Here is a 21567-nt window from a genome sequence, read left to right as displayed (position 1 = left end):
AATAGTTGATGCCTTTTGGCGTATATGTCGCTAGGGTGGGAGGCATGGTGACTGACGACGTATTTGCCGTCATTGCTGAGGCAACCCGGCGTGACATTCTGGTTTCCCTCCGCTCTGGGGATAAGGCTGTGGGGGAACTGGTGGAGGAGCTCGCAGCGAGCCAGCCCACCATCTCAAAGCATTTGAAGGTGCTCCGCGAAGCGGATCTCGTCAGCATGCGCGCGCAAGGACAGAAACGCTATTACGCGTTGAACCCCAAGCCGCTCGCCGGCGTTGCCAGCTGGCTGGAGACGTTCGACGTCGGACCCGCCAAGCCAGCGGTCGAGGCCGCCACCCCGGCCCGTAACCCCCGGCCACGTTCGGCAGGCCAGCAGGGCGCAGGCGCTGCGAATAAGCAGCTCACGCAGCCCGACGGCGAGCCGCTCGTCGCTTCTCTGGCGAGCACCGACGTCGAGCGCTCGACTGAAGCCGTTCCCGCCACCGGAGCTGTTGCTGCCGTCGCGGGAATCGACGACACCATGCCGCAGCAGATCGGCCGCACGGTTGGCCGTGCCGCCACCAAGGCTGCAGACCTCCTGGCGAACCTGCCGAACCTGCCCAACCTGCCGAAGTTCGGGCGGAAGAAGTAAAGGAGCATCGGTCGTTCCAACTGGCGATGAGGATGCACTCCCCGCTCCTGTCCAAAATGGGCCTGCATGAAAAGCCAGCATGCTGTCCCGAGCTATGGCGTGGAGTCCGCAGATTACTCTTCGGCAGCAAAAGATACGGACTCTACCGGGAAATTGGTCGATGTGCAGCCTGACGGCCCGGCGCTGATCCTGACTGACGGGATACTCCGGGTCAGATACGCTCCCCCGCCACCGATGAACGCGGGGACATCGTGGTCGCCGCCAACACGATCCTCCATGTCGCAATCCACCCCTCCCGGCTCATATTGCCCATTATTGACCTGAGCTAAGAAGCGCCGGACCCGTCCCCCGGCCGCGCTTTTTGCTTACCTCTGCCCTGAGGGCTGCCTGGTCTTATTCGGTTCGGATGGAGACTGGCGTGCGTCTGATGCGAGCATGGCGGGGTCGTTGCAGATCCGCCGTTCGGCGCAGAAGTTGTAGGGAGTCACATGGATTCGAGGCTGGAAGCAGTCCGGGACACCGTCTTGGCGCGGAACCCGGGCGAGCTGGAATTTCACCAAGCCGTCACCGAGGTCTTTGAAAGCCTTGGCCCGGTGCATGACCGCCACCCGGAATTCCTCGAGGGCGCCGTCCTTGAGCGCCTGTGCGAACCGGAGCGCCAAATCATCTTCCGCGTCCCGTGGACCGACGACGCTGGCCGTGTTCACGTCAACCGCGGTTTCCGCGTCGAGTTCAATTCAGCCTTGGGCCCCTACAAGGGCGGACTGCGCTTCCACCCCTCGGTCTACTTGGGCATCGTCAAGTTCCTCGGTTTCGAACAGATCTTCAAGAATGCCCTGACAGGCATGCCTATCGGTGGCGGCAAGGGAGGCTCGGACTTCGATCCCCGCGGCCGCTCGGATGCCGAAATCATGCGCTTTTGCCAGTCCTTCATGACCGAGCTATATCGCCACATCGGCGAATACACGGACGTTCCTGCCGGCGACATCGGCGTGGGAGGCCGCGAGATCGGCTTCCTGTTCGGCCAGTACAAGCGCATCACCAACCGCTACGAGTCGGGCGTGCTGACGGGCAAGGGAATGTCGTGGGGCGGCTCCTTGGTCCGTCCGGAAGCCACTGGTTTCGGCACGGTCATCTTTGCCCAGGAGATGCTCAAGACCAAGGGGAGGTCTTTCGATGGCCAACGGGTCGTGGTCTCCGGTTCGGGAAACGTGGCCATCTACGCTATCGCCAAAGCCCAGGCGCTTGGCGCCACCGTGGTGGCCTGTTCCGACTCCGCGGGCTATGTGGTTGACGAGGCCGGCATCGACGTCGCACTGCTCCGCCAGATCAAGGAAGTCGAACGGGGCCGCCTCACTGAATACGCGGAGCGACGCCGGGGCGCCAGCTACGTGGCCGGCGGCTCGGTCTGGGACGTCAACGGCACCGTTGCCCTGCCGTGCGCGACGCAAAACGAGCTCGACGGCGACGCGGCAGCCAAGCTCGTCAGCAACGGTCTGCTGGCAGTCGCCGAAGGCGCCAACATGCCCTCCACTCGTGAAGCCGTTGCGGTTTTCCAGGATGCGGGCATCCTGTTTGCGCCGGGCAAGGCAGCCAACGCCGGTGGTGTGGCGACGTCTGCCTTAGAGATGCAGCAGAACGCCAGCCGCGATTTCTGGTCCTTCGAACACACGGAAGCACGCCTCACGGAAATCATGGTGGGCATCCACGATCGTTGTGCCGAAACCGCGGAGGAATACGGTGCGCCGGGCAACTATGTCCTGGGTGCCAACATCGGCGGCTTCGTGAAGGTCGCCGACGCCATGTTGGCGCAAGGCCTCATCTAGCCCCAACTAGCTCGCAGTAGGTGTCGTTTACAGGGCTGAAAACGACACCTACTGCGAGTCAGTTGGGCAGCCCGACCTAGTGCTCCAGCAGGCGAACGTGGTCCGGGTTGAGTTCCGAAATCCTGGTGACTCCGAGCAAGGCCATCGTGCGGGCCATGTCCTTTTCCAGGATCTGGATGGTGCGGTCCACGCCTGCGCGCCCGCCGGCCATGAGTCCGTAAAGGTAGGCGCGCCCGATCAACGTGAAGTCGGCACCGAGGGCCAGAGCTGCCACGATGTCGGCGCCGCTCATGATGCCCGTGTCCAGGATGATGGCCGCGTCGCTGTTGTCGGCCTTCAGCGCCGCTGAGACCTCCGGAACGAGGTGCAGCGGAATCGGTGCCCGGTCCAGTTGGCGCCCGCCGTGGTTGGAGATCACGACGCCGTCCGCGCCGTGGTCCACCACCTTGCGGGCATCTTCCACCGTCTGGATTCCCTTGACCACGAGCTTGCCCTTCCAGGTTTCGCGCAGCCAGTCGAGATCGTCGAAGGTCAGGGTGGGATCGAACATGGAGTTGATGAGGTCTGCCACCGTACCCGTGTAACGGGAGAGCGAGGCGAACGTGAGTGGCTCGTGGGTGAGGAAGTTGAACCACCAGGCGGGCCGGTACGAGGCATCCAGGACGGTTTTCACCGTGAGCGCCGGCGGAATGGTCATGCCGTTGCGGACGTCCCGCAGCCGGGCGCCCGCGACGGCGGTGTCCACCGTGACCATGAGGGTGTCGTTTCCGGCCTTGGCGGCGCGCTCGATCAGTTCCAGGGAACGGTCCCGGTCCGTCCAGAGGTACAGCTGGAACCAGTTACGACCATTCGGAGCCGCTGCTGCAACGTCTTCGATGGACGCCGTTCCCATCGTGGACAGCGTGTACGGAATGCCCGCTGCTTCGGCCGCCTGCGAGCCCGCGTACTCACCCTCGGACTGCATCATGCGGGTAAATCCCGTGGGTGCGATACCGAACGGAAGCCGGGATTCCTTGCCCAGGATCCCGGTGCTGAGGTCGATGCTGGAGACGTCGCGCAGGATCCCCGGCCGGAACTCGATGTCCTGGAAAGCCTGGCGGGCCCGGCGAAGGGTGATCTCCGCCTCCGCTGCACCGTCCGTGTAGTCGAACGGCGCCTGGGGGGTGCGTCGCTTGGCCATATCCCGCAGTTCCCAAATGGTGGATGCGCGGCGCAGCTTCGCCGCGTTGCTGAACTCGGGCTTCTTGAACTTCATGAGCGGCGCCAGGTCCGCGTATTTGGGAACCCGGCGCTTGAGTGCCGCGGGGCGCCCGACGACGGTGGGGACGTTCGCGGGCACCTCAAGGGAAGGGGCGCTGCTCGGCTGGACGGTCTGCGTCATGGTGCTGTCTCCCGTGTGCTTGTGTGGTTGGACCACACTCTATGCCATGTGGTCCAACCACATCAACTACTATTTATCCATGCGAACGCACGAGCTCGTCCTGAGTTGGATCGAAAAGCAATTGTCCGACGGGCATTTGGTGCTTGGCGGACGGCTCCCCGCCGAGCGGGCGCTGGCCGAACAACTGGAGGTCTCGCGGACTTCGGTCCGCGAAGCCATCCGCATCCTGGAGGCCATGGGCTTGGTGCGGGCAGGCGTCGGCTCTGGCAAGGACGCCGGGACGGTGGTCATCGCGGAACCGGCCGCGGCACTTGGCTCCGCGCTCCGCCTCCACGTGGCCACGCAGCATTTGCCCGTCGCCGACATTGTGGAGACCCGGGTCCTGCTCGAATCATGGGCGGTGTCCCGCGCCAAGGCCGACGCCCCCGAACTCAAGGAAGCAGCGAGGCTCCTGGACGAGATGGACGTGAGTGCCGCCGTCGATGATTTCCTCGCGCTGGACGTCGCCTTCCACTTGGCGCTTGCGGAAGCCGCGGGAAATGCCGTGGTGAGCACCATTATGGGCTCGCTGCGTGAAGCGATCGAGGGTTACGCCGCCGCGCTCACGGCGAACCTGCCGGATTGGGATCACACCGCCGATCGCCTGCGGTCCGAGCATCGCGCCATTTTGGAGGCGGTGAACGACGGCGACGGCGGCCGGGCGGCGACGCTCGTTGCCGCGCACATCGAGGGGTACTACCGGGAGGCCGGACTGGGGAAGGCCCCTGCGGAAACTAAGCCTTGACCGGTCCGGTGCTGCCCCTGAGCTCAATCCGCGGCGGGAAGTAGTTCGTGGGGGAAGCGGCGTCGTTGGTCTGGATCTGCTCCCGCATGCGTCGCCACGCAAGGTCTCCGAGGTCGGAGATCGGCACGGCGGCAGTGGTCAGCGGCGGCATGGTGTACCGGGCAAAAGGCATGTCATCGAAGCCCGTGAGTGACAAATCTTCCGGGACACGGATCCCGCGCTCACTCAGACCGCTTAAGAGGCCCATCGCCGCGACGTCATTGAAGACGAGGATTCCAGTAGCCCCGCATGAGGCGACGGCATCGCTCGACTCGAATCCGGCGTCGAACGTGTTGCCGCCGGGAATGAACTGCAACTCGACGTTCGGGAATTCGGCCGTGAACTTCTCGAGCCCGCGGAGGCGCTGCACGTTGGAGGCGCTGCGGTCCGGTCCCGTCAGATAAGCCAGTTTGCGATGACCCAGCTCCACCAGATGGGCGGCAAGTTCCTGGATGCCTTGGCCGTAATCCACCACGAGGCTGGGAGTCGGTACCGACTCGGTGGTCCGGTTGATGAGGACGAGCGGATAGAGCGTGGGGGCGAGTTCCTCCAGATCGGCGTCACTCATTCGGGGGGCGCAAAGAACGACGCCGTCGCATCGCCTCCGGGCTTCCCCGGCCAGGATTGCCTCTTCGCTGGAGACTTCGGACGAGTCGGCGATCAACACGCGGTAGCCGTCGCGGGCGGCGGCAATACTCAGCCCGCGAAGAATGGCCTGGAAGGTGGGGTTGGACAAGTCCGGCACCACGATTCCGATGGTGTCCGTTTTTCCCAGGGCCAGGCTCCGCCCCACCGGGTTCGGCTTGTACTTCAGCTCGGACGCGGCCGCGCGCACGCGAGCGGCAATGTCCGCGTCCACGGTGGTATTTCCGTTCATGACGCGGGAAACGGTGGCATGCGAAACGCCGGCCATGGATGCCACATCTGCGATGCCCACCCGCCGGGTGTTCCTTCTGCCTGGCATGGCTTCCTTCCTGGAGCTGCTGGCGCCCTTGCTCCAACGCGGCGGCGACATGTGTTCTGAAATGAAGTTTATAGTGCGTGGGGAAACGGTTTCCCTTGATGTCGTCGCATTTCGATTTGCAGGCATCCGGAACCTGACGCTATGGTTTGGCTATGACTAACCGTTGGTATGCGTATTTTTCGTTGGCTCTGGAGGGGCCCGCGTCTAACTGACACGCATCCAACATTCCTTCAGAGCCAACAGGGCAGAGATCATTCTCTGCCCTTCGCCATTTCCAGGCGGGCTCTGAGTAGGGTCCGCTCCTCTCCGGAACAGGACCCCTTTCATGACCAGCATCGCCGCAGAGCCCACCACACTAAATGCCGACGTCGAGAATGCCGGGGCGCAGTCGACATCGAACCTGCGCGTCAGCCGCTTCGAGCCGCTCCCCACGCCGCAGGAAATCATCGCGGAACTGCCGCTTGACGCGAGGGCCTCCGCCGTCGTCGAGCGCGGACGCGATGGAGTCCGCGCCATCATGGACGGCGTGGACGACCGCCTCCTGGTGATCGTGGGCCCGTGTTCCATCCACGATCCGAAGGCCGGACTGGAATACGCGCGCAGGCTGGTTAGCCAGGCCGAGAAGCACAAGGAAGACCTGCTGATCGTCATGCGGGCGTACTTCGAGAAGCCGCGCACCACGGTGGGCTGGAAGGGCCTCATCAACGATCCCCACTTGGATGGCAGCCACGACATCGCGGCCGGACTCCGTGCGGCGCGTGGATTCCTTCAGCAAGTCACAGCCCTCGGCCTGCCGACCGCCACCGAATTCCTGGAACCTATCAGCCCGCAATACATGGCCGACCTTGTGGCGTGGGGCGCCATCGGTGCGCGCACCACCGAGAGCCAGATCCACCGCCAGCTCGCCTCCGGACTGTCCATGCCGATCGGCTTCAAGAACGGGACCGACGGCGACCTGCAAGTCGCGATCGATGCCTGCGGCGCCTCTGCGGCACCCCAGGCGTTCTTGGGGATCGACGGCGATGGCCGCGCCGCCCTCGTGGCGACCTCGGGAAATCCGGACACACATGTGATCCTGCGCGGTGGCCGCAAGGGCCCGAACTACGCCGCCGACCACGTCGCTGATGCCTCGGAGAAGCTTTCGGCGAAGGGGCTGAACCCGCGGCTCATCGTTGACGCGAGCCATGCCAACAGCGGCAAGAGCCACCATCGCCAGGCCGAAGTCGCCTTGGAGATCGGCGCGCAGTTGGAAGATGACGTTGCTTCGCCGATCGCCGGCGTCATGCTGGAAAGCTTCCTTGTGGGCGGGGCGCAGAACCTGGATGTGGAGCGGCAGCTGGCTGGCGAACAAGGGTTGGTTTACGGCCAGAGCGTCACTGATGCCTGCATGGAATGGGACGTCACGGTGTCCGTCTTGGGCCAGTTGGCGGCCTCGGCCCGCAAGCGCCGGATGGCCGCCTCCAACTAAGGGAAACCCGATCTTCAGTTGGCCGAAAGACTTTCACTTTGGTACCAGCAGCCTCTAGAGTATCTAGCACATGGTTGTTTGATGGCTCAGCATCGGCACACCAGGTAATGAATGCTGGGGTTCGCCGCTAACCGCTGAGAGCAAAGGAATATGGAGAAATGTCCGCAGAGGCTAACTTCTCGAACGCGCGTTTCATGACAGTGGCTGAAGTCGCCGAAGTCCTCCGGGTTTCCAAAATGACCGTGTACCGCCTGGTCCACTCGGGAGAAATGCCAGCCGTCCGATTTGGACGATCATTCCGTGTCCCCGAAGAAGCCGTGAGCCAATACCTCAAGGGCGCGGTTGTCGACGGACACTCGGAGACAGCTTGAGTCTTGCTTGGTTCCCTAGGGGCCAACGGTCATTGGGTGCCCCCGATAGGCGGTACCCTGTTAAGGAACGTTTTACGTCATTGTAAGAATCTGTCAGTTGTAAAAGTCTGTTGCTCAGTTCAAGGACCTCACCCAGCAGACAGAATCTCAATCTAGTTTGGTAAGGAACTTACGTGGGTTCAGTTATTAAGAAGCGCCGCAAGCGTATGGCCAAGAAGAAGCACCGCAAACTGCTTCGTAAGACCCGCCACCAGCGTCGCAATAAGAAGTAGAGATACTTCCTACAGCGTGAATGCCCGTTGCCTCTCGAGGCGGCGGGCATTTTTGCGTGTACGCCCCCTGTGACGCTCGCTCACGTATGCGGGTTTTTTCCCGAACGCTCGCTCACGTATGTCGGTTGTATCGGCGAACGCTCGCTCACGTATGTCGGGCGTTCGGCGGCTATATGTGAGCGAGGGTTGCTGGATCGGCGGCTTTATGTGAGCGAGGGTTGCTGGGGTTAGCCCCTCGGACTGCGGAACTTGGAGAAACCCCGCCACAAACCGTAGACAGCGCCTCCGACAGTCGCGGCTTTGAGGCCGAGCGTGGCTGCCCGGCGGCCGGAACGGAAGTCATAAACCGGCCAGTTGTTCTCGCGCGCATGGCGGCGCAGCCCGGCGTCGGGATTGATGCACACCGGGTGGCCCACCAAAGTGAGCAGCGGGATGTCGTTATGTGAATCGCTGTATGCCCAGCAGCGCTTCAGGTCCAGGCCTTCTTCGTCCGCTACGCGCTGCACAGCCACGGCTTTGGCTGGACCGTGGAGGATCTCGCCCACGAGCCGGCCCGTGTAGGCACCATCTTCAACTTCGCCCACGGTACCCAGGGCGCCCGTGAGGCCGAGGCGCGTGGAAATGACGGTGGCGACTTCGATGGGTGTGGCGGTTACGAGCCAGACCTTGCGGCCAACCCGCAGGTGCTGTTCCGCCAGGGCCTTGGTACCAGGCCAGATCCGCGACTCGATCATCTCGTCGTAGACTTCTTCGCCCAGTTCCTTGATGTCGGACACCTTGATACCGGCCGCGAGGACGAGCGCGGAATCCCGGACGGAATGGACGTCCTCCATCTTTTCGCCCCGTAGCACGAACTTGAATTGCTTCCAGGCAAAGCCCGCGGCTTGGGAAAGGGTGAAGGCCTTGCGTTCGTACATCTTCCGCGCGACGTGGAAGAGGCTGGCGCCCTTCATGAGGGTGTTGTCGACGTCGAAGAATGCGGCTTCGCCGTGCTGCTGCGTTGCGGCCGGCGCGGTGGCCACAACGGCGTTCTTCTCGACGGGCATGCCCTGAGTCTAGTCAATCGCCCGGCCTCCTGCCGTTCGCACGGCTGTGCCGACGCTAAAGCGATACCTTTGAACCATGCCAAATCCCGACGTCGTACTCCTCACCAAAGCTGACTGCCACCTCTGCGCCGCGGCGCGTGACGCCGTCGAACGCGTGACCTCAAGCCTTGGGCTCACGTGGACGGAACAATCGATTGACACCGACCCTGTACTGCGCGAGCGCTACGCCGAGGAGATCCCGGTGGTATTCGTGGACGGTATCCAACGGGATTTCTGGAAAATCGATGAGGCACGATTGGTTCGGGTCCTGAAGAAGGCCATCGCAGCCTGAACATGCGTGCAGTGCTTTGTTGGCAATAGAGTGGGAAAACAAAGCGACGCAATGGAGAAGAACGTGACTGCGCTGGAACCGTCCGCCGAAGCTGTATCCGGGGACAAGGACTCTGCCGCGAAGCAGATACCACCCGCGGCTGTGGCCCGGATGACGCTTTACCTGCGCGCTCTGAACTCCCTGCTGGGCGAAGGCGTGGAACGGGTTTCCTCCGAGGCGTTGGCCGAGGCGTCGGGAGTCAGTTCGTCCACGTTGCGCAAGGACCTCTCCTACGTCGGCTCCTATGGAACGCGCGGCGTGGGATACGAGGTCCAGTACCTGAGCCGCCACATCGCGGCGGCGCTCGGCTTGACCCACGACTGGAAAGTGGCCATTGTGGGCGCGGGCAACCTTGGAAAGGCGTTGGCGCGCTACGGCGGATTCGAGTCGCGCGGTTTCGACGTGGTGGCGATCCTTGATGCCGATCCTATGGTCATCGGGAACGAAGTGGGCTGGCTGCGGGTCAGCGACGCCGCCAATCTTGAAACGGTCCTTCAGCGGACCGGCACCAACATGGTTGTGCTGGCCCTCCCGGCCGCGGTGGCGCAGGACGTTTGCGACCGCGTGATCAGCGCGGGTATCCGCAGCATCCTTAGCTTTGCGCCCGTCCTCCTGCAGGTTCCGCCGTACGTGAATCTGCGAAAGGTGGATATGGCCACTGAGCTTCAGATCCTGGCGTATCACGCACAACGGGCGCAGACCCCGGGCCAGGCCATTTAGGCCGAGCCGGGTCTGCGCCCGTTGTTTGTTCTTGGCGGTGGGCCGTGGACCGTACGCCGCGTGGCCTAACGGCCGTACGCTGCGTGGCCCGGCGGCCGTACGGCGCTGTGCTTAACGGCCGTACGGCGCCTGGCCGTAGGGGTTCGCGAAGGGCTGGGCCTTCCGGAAATACGGCGCCGAGGCCGGCACGTACAACAGCACGATCGCGGCGACGCCCAGGAGGATGGTGATGGTGCCCATGCCGATCTGGGTCAGGCCGAGCAGGGAAATCGCCGCAAAGACCGTGCCCAGGATCCGGGCCCAGTTCCTGCCCTGGCGGACCTTGAACGCAACCAGTGCGTAGAGTCCGGCAAAAATCACCGAGAAAATAACCAGGACGGTGATCAAAATGCTGATGAAGGTGCTGGTGTCTATGCCGGATGCGTTGCTTCCTTGTGCCGACAACGCCTGATCGAGCATGTTCTTGCCTGCCGGCGAGTTCAGCGTAGCGATGGTGAAGGGAATGCCGATCAAGGTCAGCAAACCAGCGGCAAGTATGAGCCAGAACGAGATGTTGACCAGCTGGGGGACTCCGGACGTCGCAGCGGGCTGCTGGCTGGGCCAAGCGACGGGGCCGCCCTGCCCGTACTGCGGGACGGAAGGCTGGCCGTACTGCGGCTGCTGAGGTGCCTGCTGCCCGTACTGCGGAGCCTGCTGCCCGTACTGCGGAGCCTGCTGGCCGTATTGCGGCTGCTGACCTTGCTGGGGTGTCTGCTGGCCGTATTTCGGCTGCTCAGGTGTGGGATTTTCGCCCGGAGTGGACGGTGGGTACGGAGGGGTGCTCATGGCATTCCTTTGCGTGTCGACTGCAGATACGGCTGCCGGGTGCAACGTGCCCTGCCCCCAGCTCGGCTTAATTCCACCGTACCCCGGAGGCACAGTGCTGGTGATGATTCGCGGTAAGAATTCTCGCTGAACAAGGTTCGGCGGATCTCCCGCGAATCGCGCGGGGACAAAGGGAAGGCCGCGGGGTCCTCTCGGGACCTGCCGCGGCCTTCAGCCATATGTGCTGCGTTGTTCCTATACGAAGTGCTTCCGGGACTCCGGAAGCCACATCAAGACCGTAGCCGCGACGGCAACCGCCGATCCGATGAAGTTGAGGTTAAGGGTAACCACCTGGACCAGCAGGGAAATCACCGCAAACGCTCCCAGGATGGTCAGGACAAGCCGTGCCCAGCGGGAGCCCTCCTTGAGGCGAATGGCAATGAAGATGTAGAGGGCAGCGAACACCAGGCTGAAAATCAGGCCCACAATACCCGGGCCCACCATCATCTCTCCGAACAGGCCGCGCATCGTGAAGATGTTGGCGAAGCTGGCAAGAACACCCAAAGCGGCAGCCGCGACCCACAACCAGTAGGAGATGGTCAACTGCTGCGGCACTCCCGTGGTGTCCCGGAAGCGCTGCGCGACGTTGTTGAAGTCGAGTCCAAAGGTGTTCCGCGCTGGCGCAGCGTAGCCGAGCCCTGCCGGCGGTGCGCTATTCGGGCCCGTTGGCATGCCATAGGCGGGTTGGCCGGGCTGCTGGTATCCGGGGCCGGGCTGCGGGTAGGCGGGAGGCGCTTGGTAAGAAGGAGGTGCTTGGTATCCCTGCGGAGGCTGGTAACCCGCAGGAGGGACATTGCCGGGCTGCGGTGGCTGGGCTCCGGGCTGCTGAGGCTGAGGAGCTTCGTTTGGGTTACTCATGGCATCACTTTAGACCTGAGGTTTAAGGATTCATAGGAAATTCTTGGCTAATTCGCCGCTAAGTATCGGCTTTTCCCCGAACAATAGGCGGGTGACACCGCAAGCAACGAAATGGCGCCTCCGGTGCTGCACAGGGGATCGTGTGCAGCACCGAAGGCGCCATTCAGTCCGGAAACCCGGTGGATTAGGAGTCCGGTGGATTAGGCGGCGGGTGCGATGAAAGCCAGTTCCAGGTTGATGACAACCTTGTCGCTGACCAACACACCGCCGGCCTCGAGCACTGCGTTCCAGGTCAGGCCGAACTCCTTGCGGCTGATGGTCGTCTCACCCGAGACGCCTGCGCGGGTGTTGCCGAACGGGTCAACGGCCACGCCGTTGAACTCAGTCTCGATGGTGACCTCTTTGGAGACGCCCTTGATGGTCAGATCGCCCACGAGGTCGAAGCTGTCGCCGTTGGCCTTGACGTGGCGGGAGACAAACGTGATTTCCGGGAACTTCTCCACGTCGAAGAAGTCCTCGCCCTTGACGTGGCCGTCGCGGTTGGCGTCGCCCGAGTCGAAACTGGCGGTCTGGATGGTTGCGGCGACCTTGGAGTCGGTCAGCCCATTGCCGAGTTCAAGGGTGGCCTCGGCTTCGGTGAACTGGCCGCGGACCTTGCTGATGCCTGCGTGGCGGACGGTGAAGCCGATCTCGCTGTGGGAGTTGTCGAGGGTCCAGACGCCGGTGGTGACGTTTGCGGGAAGAGTCATGGGGTTCTCCTTGGGAAGGTGTGGTCGTAGCTTCACTGGGCGTTCGGTCGTACTTAGTTGAAGTGTCAACCGAACCTTGTGTCAAGTATAAACATGCAAATGCATCTTTTATTCCACCTTCAGGGAACATTCTGAAGAAACTTTCAGTTCTACGAAACGTAGAAGATTTCAGATCGCCCGCCTTCTTTGAGAAACTGGTAAACATGCCCCAAGCAACTGTCCATCTGCTCCGCCATGGCGAGGTCTACAATCCCGACGGCATTCTGTACGGCAGACTGCCCGAATTCCACCTCTCCGAACGCGGCCGCGAGATGGCCAAGATGCTCGCGGACCACTTCGCTGCCCGCGTCGCGCAGGGGGCGAACATCGTCCACCTGGTCTCTTCGCCGTTGACCCGTGCCCAGGAAACCGCCCTTCCCACTTCCCAGGCATTGGACCTCCAGATCCACACCGACCCCCGGATTATCGAGGCCGAGAACCACTTCGAAGGGCTCAAAGCCGGCGTCTCCGAATTCATCAAGCCCAAGCACTGGTTCGAGTACCGCAATCCGCTGCGTCCGTCCTGGGGCGAGTCTTACCAGGACCAGGTCACCCGCATGCGTGCCGCCGTCGAGGATGCCCGGCTCAAAGCGATCGAACTCGGCGGCGATGGGGCCGAAGCCATCCTCGTCAGCCACCAGCTCCCCATCTACGCCACGCGCCTCAGCGCGGAGGGCCGACCCCTGTGGCACGATCCGCGCAAACGCGAGTGCACGCTGACGTCACTGACGTCCCTGGTGTTCGACGACGGCAAGGTTGCGCGGGTGGACTACAGCGAACCCGCGGCCGTGCTGCTGCCCGGTGCCGCGAAGACCCCCGGAGCATGACAATGGACCGCAACACCACCAGCCGCAAGACCAGCGGCCAGAAGATCAACGCAGCCCTGACTTCGCGCCGCAGCTTCCTTGCTGTCGGGGGAGTGGCACTCTCTGCATTGACCATGGGCCTGTCCGCCTGTGCCCAGGAAGACGCCCTGGCCCAGCAAGCCAAAGCGGGCGACAACAAGAACTACGTCGCCGGGGACGGCTCGGTGACCGAATTCGCCAAAGCGGACCGTAAGGCCGCCGTCGGGATCAAAGGCACGTTGTTCGACGGAACTGCCGTGAACCCGCAGGACCTGCTTGGCAAGGTAACCGTCCTCAACTTCTGGTTCGCCGCGTGTGCGCCGTGCCGGGTTGAAGCGCCGATCCTTGAAGAACTGCACCAGGAGTTCAAGAGCAAAGGTGTCCAGTTCTACGGTGTGAATCTCCGGGACGAGAAGGCCACGGCCGACGCGTTCGACCAGACGTTCAAGCTCACGTACCCCAGCTTCAACGACAAAGACGGCGCCGTACTGCTGTCCGTCTCTGGCATTGTGCCACCGGGTGCGGTGCCCACCACGCTGGTTCTGGACAAAGAAGGCAAGGTTGCCGCCCGAGTCCTGGGCGAGATCGAGAAGAGCACCCTCAAGGCACTCATCACCACCGCGGTTGCCGAGTAGGTGGCCAGGACAGCGTGAATAGCCCTTTCGCCGAGACCATCCTGAGCGGTTCCTTGCTGCTGGCCATCCCTGTGGCTTTGCTGGCCGGACTCGTTTCCTTCCTGTCGCCGTGCGTCCTGCCCTTGGTACCGGGCTACCTTGGCTACGTAACCGGGCTGAGCGGCGTCGACCTCCAGAAACAAAAGCGCGGGCGCATGCTCGCGGGAATCGGCCTGTTCGTCCTCGGATTCTCGGCGATTTTTGTCCTGCTCGGTGGCGCCTTCGGCCAATTGGGGACCCTCATCACCGGCCCGCAGAACGCGTGGATCACGCAGTTGCTGGGCGTGCTGGTGGTCATCATGGGCGTCGTGTTCCTGGGCGGCTTCGGGTGGTTGCAGCGTGACGCCAAAATCCATGCCAAGCCGCCTGCCGGGCTGTGGGGTGCGCCGTTGTTGGGCATCACGTTCGGACTCGGCTGGGCGCCCTGTATAGGTCCCACCTATTCCGCCGTCCAGTTGCTGAGCCTTTCCGGGGGATCGTCCGCGGCGAAGGGGGCTCTCCTGGCGTTTGTCTATAGTCTTGGCCTTGGCATTCCCTTCCTGTTGATAGCCCTCGCAGTCCGCCGGGGGATGGGTGTGATGTCCTTTTTCCGCAAGCACCGCCTCGCCATCCAGCGGATGGGCGGGGGCATCCTGATCCTCCTGGGACTCCTGATGGCCACTGGAGTGTGGAGTGCCTGGGTAACCGGGCTGCAGTACTGGTTCCAAACCGATGTGAAGTTGCCGATCTGATGAGCGAGCCCGTGCAAGGTAAAAAGAAGTCCAACAAGTCCACCAGCGAATCCGCGAAAGCTGGCAAGGAAGCTGGCAAGGCCATTGATAAGGCCAAAGCTGAGGCGGCACTGCCGGCCCTGGGGATCATAGGGATGCTGCGCTGGGCCTGGACCCAGCTGACCAGCATGCGTACAGCGCTGTTCCTTCTGCTGCTCCTGGCCGTCGCGGCCGTTCCCGGCTCGTTGTTCCCGCAGCGCCCGGCGAACCCTTCGATCGTGACGCAGTACATCAGCGACCACCCGGACTACGGCAAGCTCCTGGACTCCGTGCAGCTCTACGACGTGTACTCCTCTGCCTGGTTCTCGGCGATCTACATCTTGCTGTTCATCTCCCTGATCGGCTGCGTCACGCCACGGGCCATCGCCCACTACAAGGCAATGCGCTCCCAGCCGCCGCGGACCCCGAAGCGTCTCTCCCGCCTCCCGGAGTACGGGACGCTTGTGCTGCCCGCCGACGCCGGGATCCCGGCGTCGAAGGCTATCTCGGACGCCGCCGCGGTGCTGAAGAAGCGCGGCTACCGCGTGGAGGTGCGCGACGTCGACGCCGCTATGCCGTCCTTGGGTGCCGAGCGCGGCTTCCTCAAGGAAGTGGGAAACCTCGTGTTCCACGCTTCGCTGATCGGAGTGCTGGTTTCGGTGGCGGTCGGCGGGCTTTTCGGCTACAGCGGCCAGCGCATCCTGGTGGAAGGCGACACGTTCGTGAACACCCTGGTGGGCTACGACCAATTCAGCCCCGGCACCAACTTCCAGAGCAGCTGGCTGCAGCCGTACTCCATCCAGCTGAACAAGTTCGACGTCAAATTCGACCGTGAATCGTCGGCGCACTTCGGCCAGCCCATCGACTTCACGGCGGACGTCACCACCAAGGACACCCCGGACGCGCCCGCCAAGAAACAGGTCCTCAAGGTCAACGATCCCGTGTCGCTTGGCGATACCAGCATTTACCTGACGGGCAACGGCTACGCTCCCGTGGTCACGGTCCGGGACGGGGCCGGCAACGTCGCGATGCAGGGGCCTGTCGTGGCCAAGCTGCAGGGTGACAACTACTACTCCTCGGTGGTCATCAAGGTTCCCGATGCCAAGCCCGATCAGCTCGGTTTCGCGGGGTTCTTCCTGCCGACGGCCATGGTGACGGACAAAGGTGTCGCCTACAGCGGCGATCCCGAACTCTTCAACCCGCAGTTGAACCTCAACTCGTACTACGGCGACCTCGGCCTGAACAAGGGCGCCCCGCAGAACGTCTTCGAGCTCGATGTAGCCAAGCTGACCCCGCTCAATGGCCGCGGCATGGCGGAGAAGGCCATCGCGCTCGCCCCGGGAGGCACCTACACGCTTCCTAATGGCAAGGGCAGCATCACTTTCGACGGCGTCAAGAAGTACGTCGGCGTCGACATCCACCACAATCCGGGCCAGGCCACCGCGCTCGTGTTCGCCTTGCTTGCGGTCGCCGGACTGATTCTCTCCCTCTACCTGAACCGCCGTCGCGTCTGGGTCCGCTCCGGAACCCACGACGACGGGCGCACAATGGTGGAGTATGGTCTCCTTGCCCGCGGCGAGGACCACAGGCTGGCCGGCGAAGCTGCCGCGATCCGCGAACTGCTGCAACGAGAATGGCTGCTCCACACAGATCAGTCCACCGACACCGTTTCTTCCTCAACCTCGAAGGACCAGTAATGTTCCCCATCAACGAAACCATGGGCCAATACAGCGAGCTTTTCATGCTGCTCGCGGCCGGCACCTACACGGTGGCGTTCATCGCTTTCGCGTGGGACCTCGCCAAGAGCAGCAAGATGCTGAAGGCAGTGGACCTGAAGGCAGCCTCTTCCGTGGCAGCCGAGGTTAAGGTTCCGGTCGCCGCCGGGCGTGCCGGTGGAAACGACGTCGGCGGACCGGCCGGCCGTACTGAGCGCCCGACGTCGGCCATCACCTCCGTCAACCAGACCGCCGGCGGTGACATGAAGTACGCCGCCGAGCGCCGCATTCCCGCCCGCGTGGCGGTGGCGGTCGCGATCATCGGCGTGGCAATCCATGGTGCCGGAGTCATCACCCGCGCGATCGGCGCAGGCCGCGTGCCGTGGGGCAACATGTACGAGTTCCTGACCACCGGCGCTTTCCTGGTGGTTGCGGTCTTCCTGCTCTCGCTCATCCGCCGTGACCTGCGCTTCCTGGGCACCTTTGTGCTGGGCCTCGCCGTGATCATGATGGTGGCCGCGTCCGTGACGTACTGGACCCCGGTAGGCCACTTGGTTCCGGCACTGCAAAGCTATTGGCTGGTCATCCACGTCTCCATCGCCGTGATGTCCGCGTCCCTGTTCACTTTGACGTTCGCCATGTCAGCCCTGCAGTTGCTGCAATCGCACCGGCAGAAGACCCTGGCGGCCGGCGGCGTGGACAAACTGGGCTTCATGCGGCTCGTACCGAACGCGTTGAGCCTGGAAAACCTGTCCTACCGCATCAACACCGTGGGATTCGTGGGCTGGACCTTCACCCTCATGTTCGGCGCCATCTGGGCAGAGAAAGCCTGGGGCCGATTCTGGGGCTGGGACACCAAGGAAGTCTGGACCTTCGTGATTTGGGTGGTCTACGCCGGCTACCTGCACGCGCGCGCCACCCGCGGCTGGACGGGAACCCGCGCTGCCTGGTTGTCGATTGCGGGCTACCTGTGCGTGATCTTCAACTTCACGGTGGTCAACGTATTCTTCAACGGCCTGCACTCTTACTCGGGTCTCTCGCAGTAGGGCTGCTCTTCCGAAGGGCGCCGTGCCGTCCTGACCCTTTTTGAATTGACGACGACGGCGACACTCCGCACTTGCGGGCGTGTCGCCGTCGTTCGCGTTTCAAAAGAGGTCAGGAAGGGAGCCCACTCGTGCCGCGGGTTCTGTCAGCTGTTGACGTCGCCGCTGTCGTCGGCCTTGGATTCGCCCTTGAGCTTGCGTTCCTTGGCTTCGAGCTCGGCCTTGAGCTTCTTTAGCCGTTCGGCTTCGGCCTGGTTGCGGCGGCGGACCTCCAGGTTGCGGAGAAAGTCGGGGTCGTCGTCGGGGGCAGTGGGGTGGCTCGCGGGCTGCGGGGTGGGTCGGATGTTGTAGGGGCGGCCGATGAGGAACCAGAGAACCGCGCCGACAACGGGCAGCAGGATCATCACCACGATCCATGCGGTTTTGGAAATTCCCCGGGTAGAGCGGCGGTCGGTGCGAATGACGTCCACCAGCCCATAGACGAACACGAGCAGGACGGCGACAACTGCAACAACGCGGAGCATACCGTCAAGTCTAGTCGCCGCCGGGTCCAACGATAGCTGTGCGATCAGGGTGCAATCAGGCTGTGAGGCTAAACTTGATCCGTGGCTTTCCTCAAATACTCCCTGATCCGTCTGGCGCTCTTCGTACCGCTCTTCGTCCTCTTCGCGCTCCTGCAGACGGGTTTGTTGCTCGCGGCGGTTTTCGCGGGCCTTATCGCGTTCGCCATCAGCTACCTGTTTTTCAAGAAGCAGCGCGATGCCGCCACTGCCGCCATGCGGGAACGTTTCTCCGGGAAGGCCAAGCCCATCCGCTCCGCCTTGGAGATTGAAGACGCCTCGATCGAGGACCGGCTGGTCGCTGAAAACCCCGCGGTAAAGGTCGAGAACGACCGCCGCCCCAAAGAAGCCTAGAAGCTCATTTGTGAGCGAGGGTTCGGGAAAACCGGTCGATATGTGAGCGACGGTTCGGGGGAGGACGCTCGCTCACCTATGTGGGGCTTCCCGCGGACGCTCGCTCACATCATGTGAGCGAGGGTTGGCGAAAACCGGGCTATAAGTGAGCGAGGGTTGGGGAAAAGCGGCCTCTATGTGAGCGGGCGTTAGAAGCCGTGGCTCAGGATGAGGCCCAGGGAGAACAGCACGCTGTAGCCAAGGTTGATCATTCCGGTCTGCTTGAGTACGGGAATGAGGCTCTTGCGCTTGCGGCCGTTGACCATGAGCCAGGCCGGCATGAGGCAGGCGGGGATCAGGAGCAGCACAATCAGCATCCAGGGCCTGGTGGGCGCCAGCACCACCACCAACAGGATGGCGAGGGCCAGCATTAGGACGTAGCTCTCGCGGGCGTGGCGGTCGCCCAGCCGCACGGCCAGTGTCCTCTTGCCCGCCGCCATATCCGTGGGGATGTCGCGCACATTGTTGGCCATCAGCAGGGCGCAGGCGATCAATCCTGTTCCAATGGCGCCGATGACCGCCGGAAGGCTCACTTGCCCGGCCTGCGTGTAGGTGGTGCCCAGCGTTGCCACCAGGCCGAAGAAGACAAACACGAACAGGTCGCCCAGGCCCATGTAGCCGTACGGGTTCTTGCCGCCGGTGTATCCCCAGGCAGCAAGGACGCAGCCAATACCCACCAGGATCAGCCACCAGCTCTGCGTAATGATCACCAGGACCAGGCCGAAAATCATGGCCAGGCCGAACGCACCGAACGCGGCCCATTTGACGCGGTCCGGTCGTGCGGCGCCGGAACCGACCAGCCTGAGCGGACCCACCCGGTCCTCATCGGTGCCGCGGATGCCGTCCGAGTAGTCGTTGGCGTAGTTGACACCGATCTGCAGCAGCAGCGCCACGAGGGCGGCGAGGATGGCATTCAAGAGCCGGAAAGATTGCAGCTCGTAGGCGGCCGCTGTGCCGATCAGCACCGGCGCGATCGCGGCCGGCAGGGTGCGCAGGCGGGCGCCTTGAATCCATTGTGCAGCTGTTGCCACGTTCAGTACCTCGTGTTGTTTCGCGTTGGGGAAGGCAAATGACGGTCAGGGAGGACGTGTCTATTCTCCCTGATGCACCTCGGTGAGCAGCTCGATCATGGCCAGCCGGTCAGGCTTTCCATTGGGGAGCATGATGAGGCCATCCGTGGTCAGCACTGTTTTGGGAGCGAGGGTCCCTAGCGATTCCTGGCAGCGGGCCTTGTAGTCCGCGATGGCTTCCGGGGAACTGTCCTCGACCGCAACATAGGCGGCCACCGCCTGGCCCCACTCACGGGAAGGCACCCCGGCCACGAAAGCCGCCTGGACGCCGTCGAACTTTTCAAGCTCCGCCTGGATGAACGCGGCGGAGGCTTTCACGCCGCCGGTGATGATGACGTCGTCGGCGCGCCCCAACACTGTGAGGGTTCCGTCATCGGCAAGCTCGCCGAGATCGTTGGTGCGGTACCAGCGGGTACCTGCCTCGTCGAAGAATGCCTCGGCAGTCGCCTCGGGAGCGTCGAGGTAACCGGAAGCCACCGTGTCGCCGCCCAGGAGGACCCGACCGTCGTCGTCGAGCATGACCCTGACGCCCTCCAGCGGGCTTCCGTCGTACACGCAACCGCCGCACGTCTCGGCCGAGCCATAGGTAGTCACGACCTTCAGTCCGGCCTCCCTGGCGGCGTCCAGCAGCGCGGCGGGTGCAGGTGCCCCGCCCAGGAGGATGGCGTTGAAACGGCGCAGGGCTGCGAGGGTCTGCGGCGAGGGCGAGTCCAGGAGCCGCTGCAGTTGGGTGGGCACCAAGGACGTGAACCGGATCTTGTCGGTCAGTTCTTCGGCGGCGGCGGTGAAGGCCTCCGGAGTGAAGCCATTCGAGAGGTCCATGGCCCACGGACGGGTGCCCGCGAAAAGCGAGCGGACCAACACCTGGACCCCTGCAACGTATTGCAGGGGCAGGGCCAGGAGCCACTGTCCCTCACCTCGGAGCGCGATGGCCGTGGCCATGGAAGAAGCAGCGAGCTCATCGACTGTAAGGACCGTGGCCTTGGGCGTGCCGGTGGAACCGGAGGTCCGGACCACTACCGCGGCGTCCTCGAATCCGGGCGTTTCAACGGGGACGGCCACCGGGGTGCCGTCTTCCGGGATGATGATTTCGACGGCGGGTCCCTCGTCGTGGAGGGCGGCGGCCAGGGCTTTGAGAACGGGATCGATGTTCACGGGCGAGTCCTAGAAGTAGTAAGGGAAGTTGGACCAGTCCGGATCGCGCTTCTCGAGGAAGGCTTCCTTGCCCTCCGCGGCTTCGTCCGTCATGTAAGCCAGGCGCGTGGCCTCGCCGGCGAACACCTGCTGGCCGGCCAGGCCGTCGTCGGCGAGGTTGAAGGCGAACTTGAGCATGCGGATGGCCTGCGGGGATTGGCGCGCGATGTCCGCGGCATACTCCAGGGCGACCTCCTCGAGCCGCTCATGGTCCACGGCTTCGTTCACTGCACCCATGCGGACCATGTCCTCCGCGGAATATTCACGGGCAAGGAAGAAGATCTCGCGTGCGGCTTTCTGCCCGATCTGGCGGGCGAGCAGCGCCGAGCCGTAGCCGGCGTCGAAACTTCCCACAGTGGCGTCGGTCTGCTTGAACTTTCCGTGCTCGCGGGAGGCGATAGTGAGGTCCGAGACAACGTGCAGTGAGTGCCCGCCACCGGCGGCCCAGCCGTTCACAACGGCGATGACCACCTTGGGCATGGTCCGCATGAGCCGCTGGACTTCCAGGATGTGCAGGCGGCCGGCCCGGGCAGGGTCGATGCTCTCCTGCGTCTCGCCGTCTGCTGTTTTTTGTACTACGTACCGGTAGCCGTCGCGGCCGCGGATCCGCTGGTCCCCGCCGGAACAGAAGGAATGGCCGCCGTCCTTGGGAGAGGGGCCGTTTCCGGTGAGGAGCACAGTGGCGACATCCGGGGTCATCCGGGCGTGGTCCATGGCGCGGTAAAGCTCGTCAACGGTGCCGGGGCGGAAGGCGTTGCGGACCTCCGGACGGTTGAAGGCGATCCTGACTGTAGGAAGGTCCCTCGCTACTTTGCCGTCTGCGTCCCGCTCGACCTGCCGGTGGTACGTCATGTCCTGGAAGTCGTCGAAACCGGACACGGTACGCCAGCGCGACGGGTCAAAGACGTCGGATACCTTGGCGGGGAAGTCGTTGCTCACCCTCA

The 21567-nt window shown here is 63.4% G+C and carries 24 protein-coding genes; 14 read left to right on the top strand and 10 right to left on the bottom strand.

From position 1 onward, the window contains the following. Nucleotides 1–44 precede the first annotated feature (44 nt). A complete protein-coding gene (locus tag QRN52_RS15565; RefSeq protein ID WP_284754073.1) occupies nucleotides 45–629 on the top strand; it encodes an ArsR/SmtB family transcription factor in 585 nt (194 codons plus the stop codon). 488 nt (nucleotides 630–1117) lie between these two features. Further along, the gene (gdhA, locus tag QRN52_RS15560) at nucleotides 1118–2455 is read left to right on the top strand and encodes an NADP-specific glutamate dehydrogenase (protein WP_284754072.1); all 1338 of its coding nucleotides are present in this window, start codon (nucleotides 1118–1120) and stop codon (nucleotides 2453–2455) included. Between the two features lie 76 nt (nucleotides 2456–2531). Here the strand turns inward: gdhA and QRN52_RS15555 are convergent, their stop codons facing one another. Then, the gene (locus tag QRN52_RS15555; RefSeq protein WP_284754071.1) at nucleotides 2532–3836 is read right to left on the bottom strand and encodes an alpha-hydroxy acid oxidase; all 1305 of its coding nucleotides are present in this window, start codon (nucleotides 3834–3836) and stop codon (nucleotides 2532–2534) included. Between the two features lie 79 nt (nucleotides 3837–3915). Here QRN52_RS15555 and QRN52_RS15550 point away from each other — a divergent pair, with 79 nt between their 5' ends. Then, entirely contained in the window at nucleotides 3916–4620 is a 705-nt protein-coding gene (locus tag QRN52_RS15550) for a FadR/GntR family transcriptional regulator (protein WP_284754070.1), read from the top strand. On the opposite strand, the gene QRN52_RS15545 is transcribed toward QRN52_RS15550, so the two are convergent. Next, the gene (locus QRN52_RS15545; RefSeq protein ID WP_284754067.1) at nucleotides 4610–5623 is read right to left on the bottom strand and encodes a LacI family DNA-binding transcriptional regulator; all 1014 of its coding nucleotides are present in this window, start codon (nucleotides 5621–5623) and stop codon (nucleotides 4610–4612) included. The genes QRN52_RS15550 and QRN52_RS15545 overlap by 11 nt on opposite strands. Nucleotides 5624–5948: 325 nt before the next feature. Here QRN52_RS15545 and QRN52_RS15540 point away from each other — a divergent pair, with 325 nt between their 5' ends. From QRN52_RS15540 to QRN52_RS15530, 3 genes are all read left to right on the top strand, one after another. Then, a complete protein-coding gene (locus tag QRN52_RS15540) occupies nucleotides 5949–7091 on the top strand; it encodes a 3-deoxy-7-phosphoheptulonate synthase (protein WP_284754065.1) in 1143 nt (380 codons plus the stop codon). A 158-nt stretch (nucleotides 7092–7249) separates the two neighbouring features. Continuing rightward, a complete protein-coding gene (locus tag QRN52_RS15535) occupies nucleotides 7250–7462 on the top strand; it encodes a helix-turn-helix domain-containing protein (RefSeq protein WP_184738709.1) in 213 nt (70 codons plus the stop codon). A 173-nt stretch (nucleotides 7463–7635) separates the two neighbouring features. Further along, nucleotides 7636–7734 carry a 30S ribosomal protein bS22 gene (locus QRN52_RS15530; RefSeq protein ID WP_003792170.1) on the top strand — a complete coding sequence of 33 codons (99 nt, stop codon included), beginning with the start codon at nucleotides 7636–7638 and terminating at the stop codon, nucleotides 7732–7734. A 227-nt stretch (nucleotides 7735–7961) separates the two neighbouring features. Here the strand turns inward: QRN52_RS15530 and QRN52_RS15525 are convergent, their stop codons facing one another. After that, on the bottom strand, nucleotides 7962–8780 hold the full coding sequence (locus tag QRN52_RS15525) for an HAD family hydrolase (RefSeq protein ID WP_284753818.1): 819 nt from the start codon (nucleotides 8778–8780) through the stop codon (nucleotides 7962–7964). 76 nt (nucleotides 8781–8856) lie between these two features. Between QRN52_RS15525 and QRN52_RS15520 the strand changes: the two genes are divergently transcribed. Together QRN52_RS15520 and QRN52_RS15515 are read left to right on the top strand one after the other, a co-directional pair. Then, nucleotides 8857–9111 (top strand): glutaredoxin family protein, encoded by a 255-nt coding sequence (locus QRN52_RS15520; RefSeq protein ID WP_234748772.1) that lies wholly within the window; start codon nucleotides 8857–8859, stop codon nucleotides 9109–9111. A 51-nt stretch (nucleotides 9112–9162) separates the two neighbouring features. Continuing rightward, nucleotides 9163–9870, top strand: a complete 708-nt coding sequence (locus QRN52_RS15515) for a redox-sensing transcriptional repressor Rex (RefSeq protein ID WP_390278014.1) — start codon at nucleotides 9163–9165, stop codon at nucleotides 9868–9870. A gap of 111 nt (nucleotides 9871–9981) precedes the next feature. On the opposite strand, the gene QRN52_RS15510 is transcribed toward QRN52_RS15515, so the two are convergent. From QRN52_RS15510 to QRN52_RS15500, 3 genes are all read right to left on the bottom strand, one after another. Beyond that, nucleotides 9982–10695 (bottom strand): ZIP family transporter, encoded by a 714-nt coding sequence (locus QRN52_RS15510; RefSeq protein WP_284753814.1) that lies wholly within the window; start codon nucleotides 10693–10695, stop codon nucleotides 9982–9984. Between the two features lie 234 nt (nucleotides 10696–10929). Beyond that, a complete protein-coding gene (locus tag QRN52_RS15505) occupies nucleotides 10930–11592 on the bottom strand; it encodes a hypothetical protein (RefSeq protein ID WP_284753813.1) in 663 nt (220 codons plus the stop codon). 200 nt (nucleotides 11593–11792) lie between these two features. After that, on the bottom strand, nucleotides 11793–12341 hold the full coding sequence (locus tag QRN52_RS15500) for a YceI family protein (RefSeq protein ID WP_284753812.1): 549 nt from the start codon (nucleotides 12339–12341) through the stop codon (nucleotides 11793–11795). Between the two features lie 203 nt (nucleotides 12342–12544). Between QRN52_RS15500 and QRN52_RS15495 the strand changes: the two genes are divergently transcribed. Genes QRN52_RS15495 through ccsB form a run of 5 tightly spaced genes read left to right on the top strand, consistent with a single transcriptional unit; the run spans nucleotide 12545 to nucleotide 17409 of the window. Beyond that, complete coding sequence (locus QRN52_RS15495) at nucleotides 12545–13207, top strand: histidine phosphatase family protein (RefSeq protein ID WP_284753810.1); 663 nt, start codon at nucleotides 12545–12547, stop codon at nucleotides 13205–13207. A 2-nt stretch (nucleotides 13208–13209) separates the two neighbouring features. Beyond that, on the top strand, nucleotides 13210–13860 hold the full coding sequence (locus QRN52_RS15490) for a TlpA family protein disulfide reductase (protein WP_390278020.1): 651 nt from the start codon (nucleotides 13210–13212) through the stop codon (nucleotides 13858–13860). A 14-nt stretch (nucleotides 13861–13874) separates the two neighbouring features. Then, nucleotides 13875–14630, top strand: coding sequence for a cytochrome c biogenesis CcdA family protein (locus QRN52_RS15485; RefSeq protein WP_284753809.1), 756 nt, complete (start codon nucleotides 13875–13877; stop codon nucleotides 14628–14630). Further along, nucleotides 14630–16345 carry a cytochrome c biogenesis protein ResB gene (gene resB / locus QRN52_RS15480; RefSeq protein WP_284753808.1) on the top strand — a complete coding sequence of 572 codons (1716 nt, stop codon included), beginning with the start codon at nucleotides 14630–14632 and terminating at the stop codon, nucleotides 16343–16345. The genes QRN52_RS15485 and resB overlap by 1 nt, the downstream gene beginning before the upstream one ends. Then, nucleotides 16345–17409 (top strand): c-type cytochrome biogenesis protein CcsB, encoded by a 1065-nt coding sequence (ccsB, locus tag QRN52_RS15475; protein WP_236812673.1) that lies wholly within the window; start codon nucleotides 16345–16347, stop codon nucleotides 17407–17409. Before resB ends, ccsB begins: the two co-directional genes overlap by 1 nt. 143 nt (nucleotides 17410–17552) lie before the next feature. Here the strand turns inward: ccsB and QRN52_RS15470 are convergent, their stop codons facing one another. Then, nucleotides 17553–17930 (bottom strand): PLD nuclease N-terminal domain-containing protein, encoded by a 378-nt coding sequence (locus QRN52_RS15470; RefSeq protein WP_284753805.1) that lies wholly within the window; start codon nucleotides 17928–17930, stop codon nucleotides 17553–17555. An 81-nt stretch (nucleotides 17931–18011) separates the two neighbouring features. Here QRN52_RS15470 and QRN52_RS15465 point away from each other — a divergent pair, with 81 nt between their 5' ends. Beyond that, entirely contained in the window at nucleotides 18012–18320 is a 309-nt protein-coding gene (locus tag QRN52_RS15465) for a DUF4229 domain-containing protein (protein ID WP_284753804.1), read from the top strand. Between the two features lie 188 nt (nucleotides 18321–18508). Here the strand turns inward: QRN52_RS15465 and QRN52_RS15460 are convergent, their stop codons facing one another. The 3 genes from QRN52_RS15460 to QRN52_RS15450 are packed head-to-tail and all read right to left on the bottom strand — an operon-like array spanning nucleotide 18509 to nucleotide 21562. Next, nucleotides 18509–19390, bottom strand: a complete 882-nt coding sequence (locus QRN52_RS15460; protein WP_284753803.1) for a 1,4-dihydroxy-2-naphthoate polyprenyltransferase — start codon at nucleotides 19388–19390, stop codon at nucleotides 18509–18511. Nucleotides 19391–19450: 60 nt separating this feature from the next. Then, a complete protein-coding gene (locus QRN52_RS15455) occupies nucleotides 19451–20584 on the bottom strand; it encodes an AMP-binding protein (protein WP_284753801.1) in 1134 nt (377 codons plus the stop codon). Between the two features lie 9 nt (nucleotides 20585–20593). Next, the gene (locus QRN52_RS15450; protein ID WP_284753800.1) at nucleotides 20594–21562 is read right to left on the bottom strand and encodes a 1,4-dihydroxy-2-naphthoyl-CoA synthase; all 969 of its coding nucleotides are present in this window, start codon (nucleotides 21560–21562) and stop codon (nucleotides 20594–20596) included. Nucleotides 21563–21567 lie beyond the last annotated feature (5 nt).

It is taken from the genome of Arthrobacter sp. efr-133-R2A-120, assembly GCF_030209835.1.
GTDB lineage: Bacteria > Actinomycetota > Actinomycetes > Actinomycetales > Micrococcaceae > Arthrobacter.
The sequence above is the reverse complement of the archived record's forward strand: the minus strand, read 5'-3'. Positions and strand labels throughout refer to the sequence as shown.

Excerpts from the sequence above, each read along its gene's own strand:
- QRN52_RS15535 (WP_184738709.1), top strand. The coding sequence starts at position 7,250 with ATGTCCGCAGAGGCTAACTTCTCGAACGCGCGTTTCATGACAGTGGCT.
- QRN52_RS15555 (WP_284754071.1), bottom strand. The coding sequence starts at position 3,836 with ATGACGCAGACCGTCCAGCCGAGCAGCGCCCCTTCCCTTGAGGTGCCC.
- QRN52_RS15500 (WP_284753812.1), bottom strand. The coding sequence starts at position 12,341 with ATGACTCTTCCCGCAAACGTCACCACCGGCGTCTGGACCCTCGACAAC.
- QRN52_RS15545 (WP_284754067.1), bottom strand. The coding sequence starts at position 5,623 with ATGCCAGGCAGAAGGAACACCCGGCGGGTGGGCATCGCAGATGTGGCA.
- QRN52_RS15505 (WP_284753813.1), bottom strand. The coding sequence starts at position 11,592 with ATGAGTAACCCAAACGAAGCTCCTCAGCCTCAGCAGCCCGGAGCCCAG.
- QRN52_RS15520 (WP_234748772.1), top strand. The coding sequence starts at position 8,857 with ATGCCAAATCCCGACGTCGTACTCCTCACCAAAGCTGACTGCCACCTC.
- gdhA (WP_284754072.1), top strand. The coding sequence starts at position 1,118 with ATGGATTCGAGGCTGGAAGCAGTCCGGGACACCGTCTTGGCGCGGAAC.
- QRN52_RS15525 (WP_284753818.1), bottom strand. The coding sequence starts at position 8,780 with ATGCCCGTCGAGAAGAACGCCGTTGTGGCCACCGCGCCGGCCGCAACG.
- QRN52_RS15515 (WP_390278014.1), top strand. The coding sequence starts at position 9,163 with ATGGAGAAGAACGTGACTGCGCTGGAACCGTCCGCCGAAGCTGTATCC.
- QRN52_RS15540 (WP_284754065.1), top strand. The coding sequence starts at position 5,949 with ATGACCAGCATCGCCGCAGAGCCCACCACACTAAATGCCGACGTCGAG.
- QRN52_RS15565 (WP_284754073.1), top strand. The coding sequence starts at position 45 with ATGGTGACTGACGACGTATTTGCCGTCATTGCTGAGGCAACCCGGCGT.
- resB (WP_284753808.1), top strand. The coding sequence starts at position 14,630 with ATGAGCGAGCCCGTGCAAGGTAAAAAGAAGTCCAACAAGTCCACCAGC.
- QRN52_RS15490 (WP_390278020.1), top strand. The coding sequence starts at position 13,210 with ATGGACCGCAACACCACCAGCCGCAAGACCAGCGGCCAGAAGATCAAC.
- QRN52_RS15470 (WP_284753805.1), bottom strand. The coding sequence starts at position 17,930 with ATGCTCCGCGTTGTTGCAGTTGTCGCCGTCCTGCTCGTGTTCGTCTAT.
- QRN52_RS15495 (WP_284753810.1), top strand. The coding sequence starts at position 12,545 with ATGCCCCAAGCAACTGTCCATCTGCTCCGCCATGGCGAGGTCTACAAT.
- ccsB (WP_236812673.1), top strand. The coding sequence starts at position 16,345 with ATGTTCCCCATCAACGAAACCATGGGCCAATACAGCGAGCTTTTCATG.
- QRN52_RS15550 (WP_284754070.1), top strand. The coding sequence starts at position 3,916 with ATGCGAACGCACGAGCTCGTCCTGAGTTGGATCGAAAAGCAATTGTCC.
- QRN52_RS15510 (WP_284753814.1), bottom strand. The coding sequence starts at position 10,695 with ATGAGCACCCCTCCGTACCCACCGTCCACTCCGGGCGAAAATCCCACA.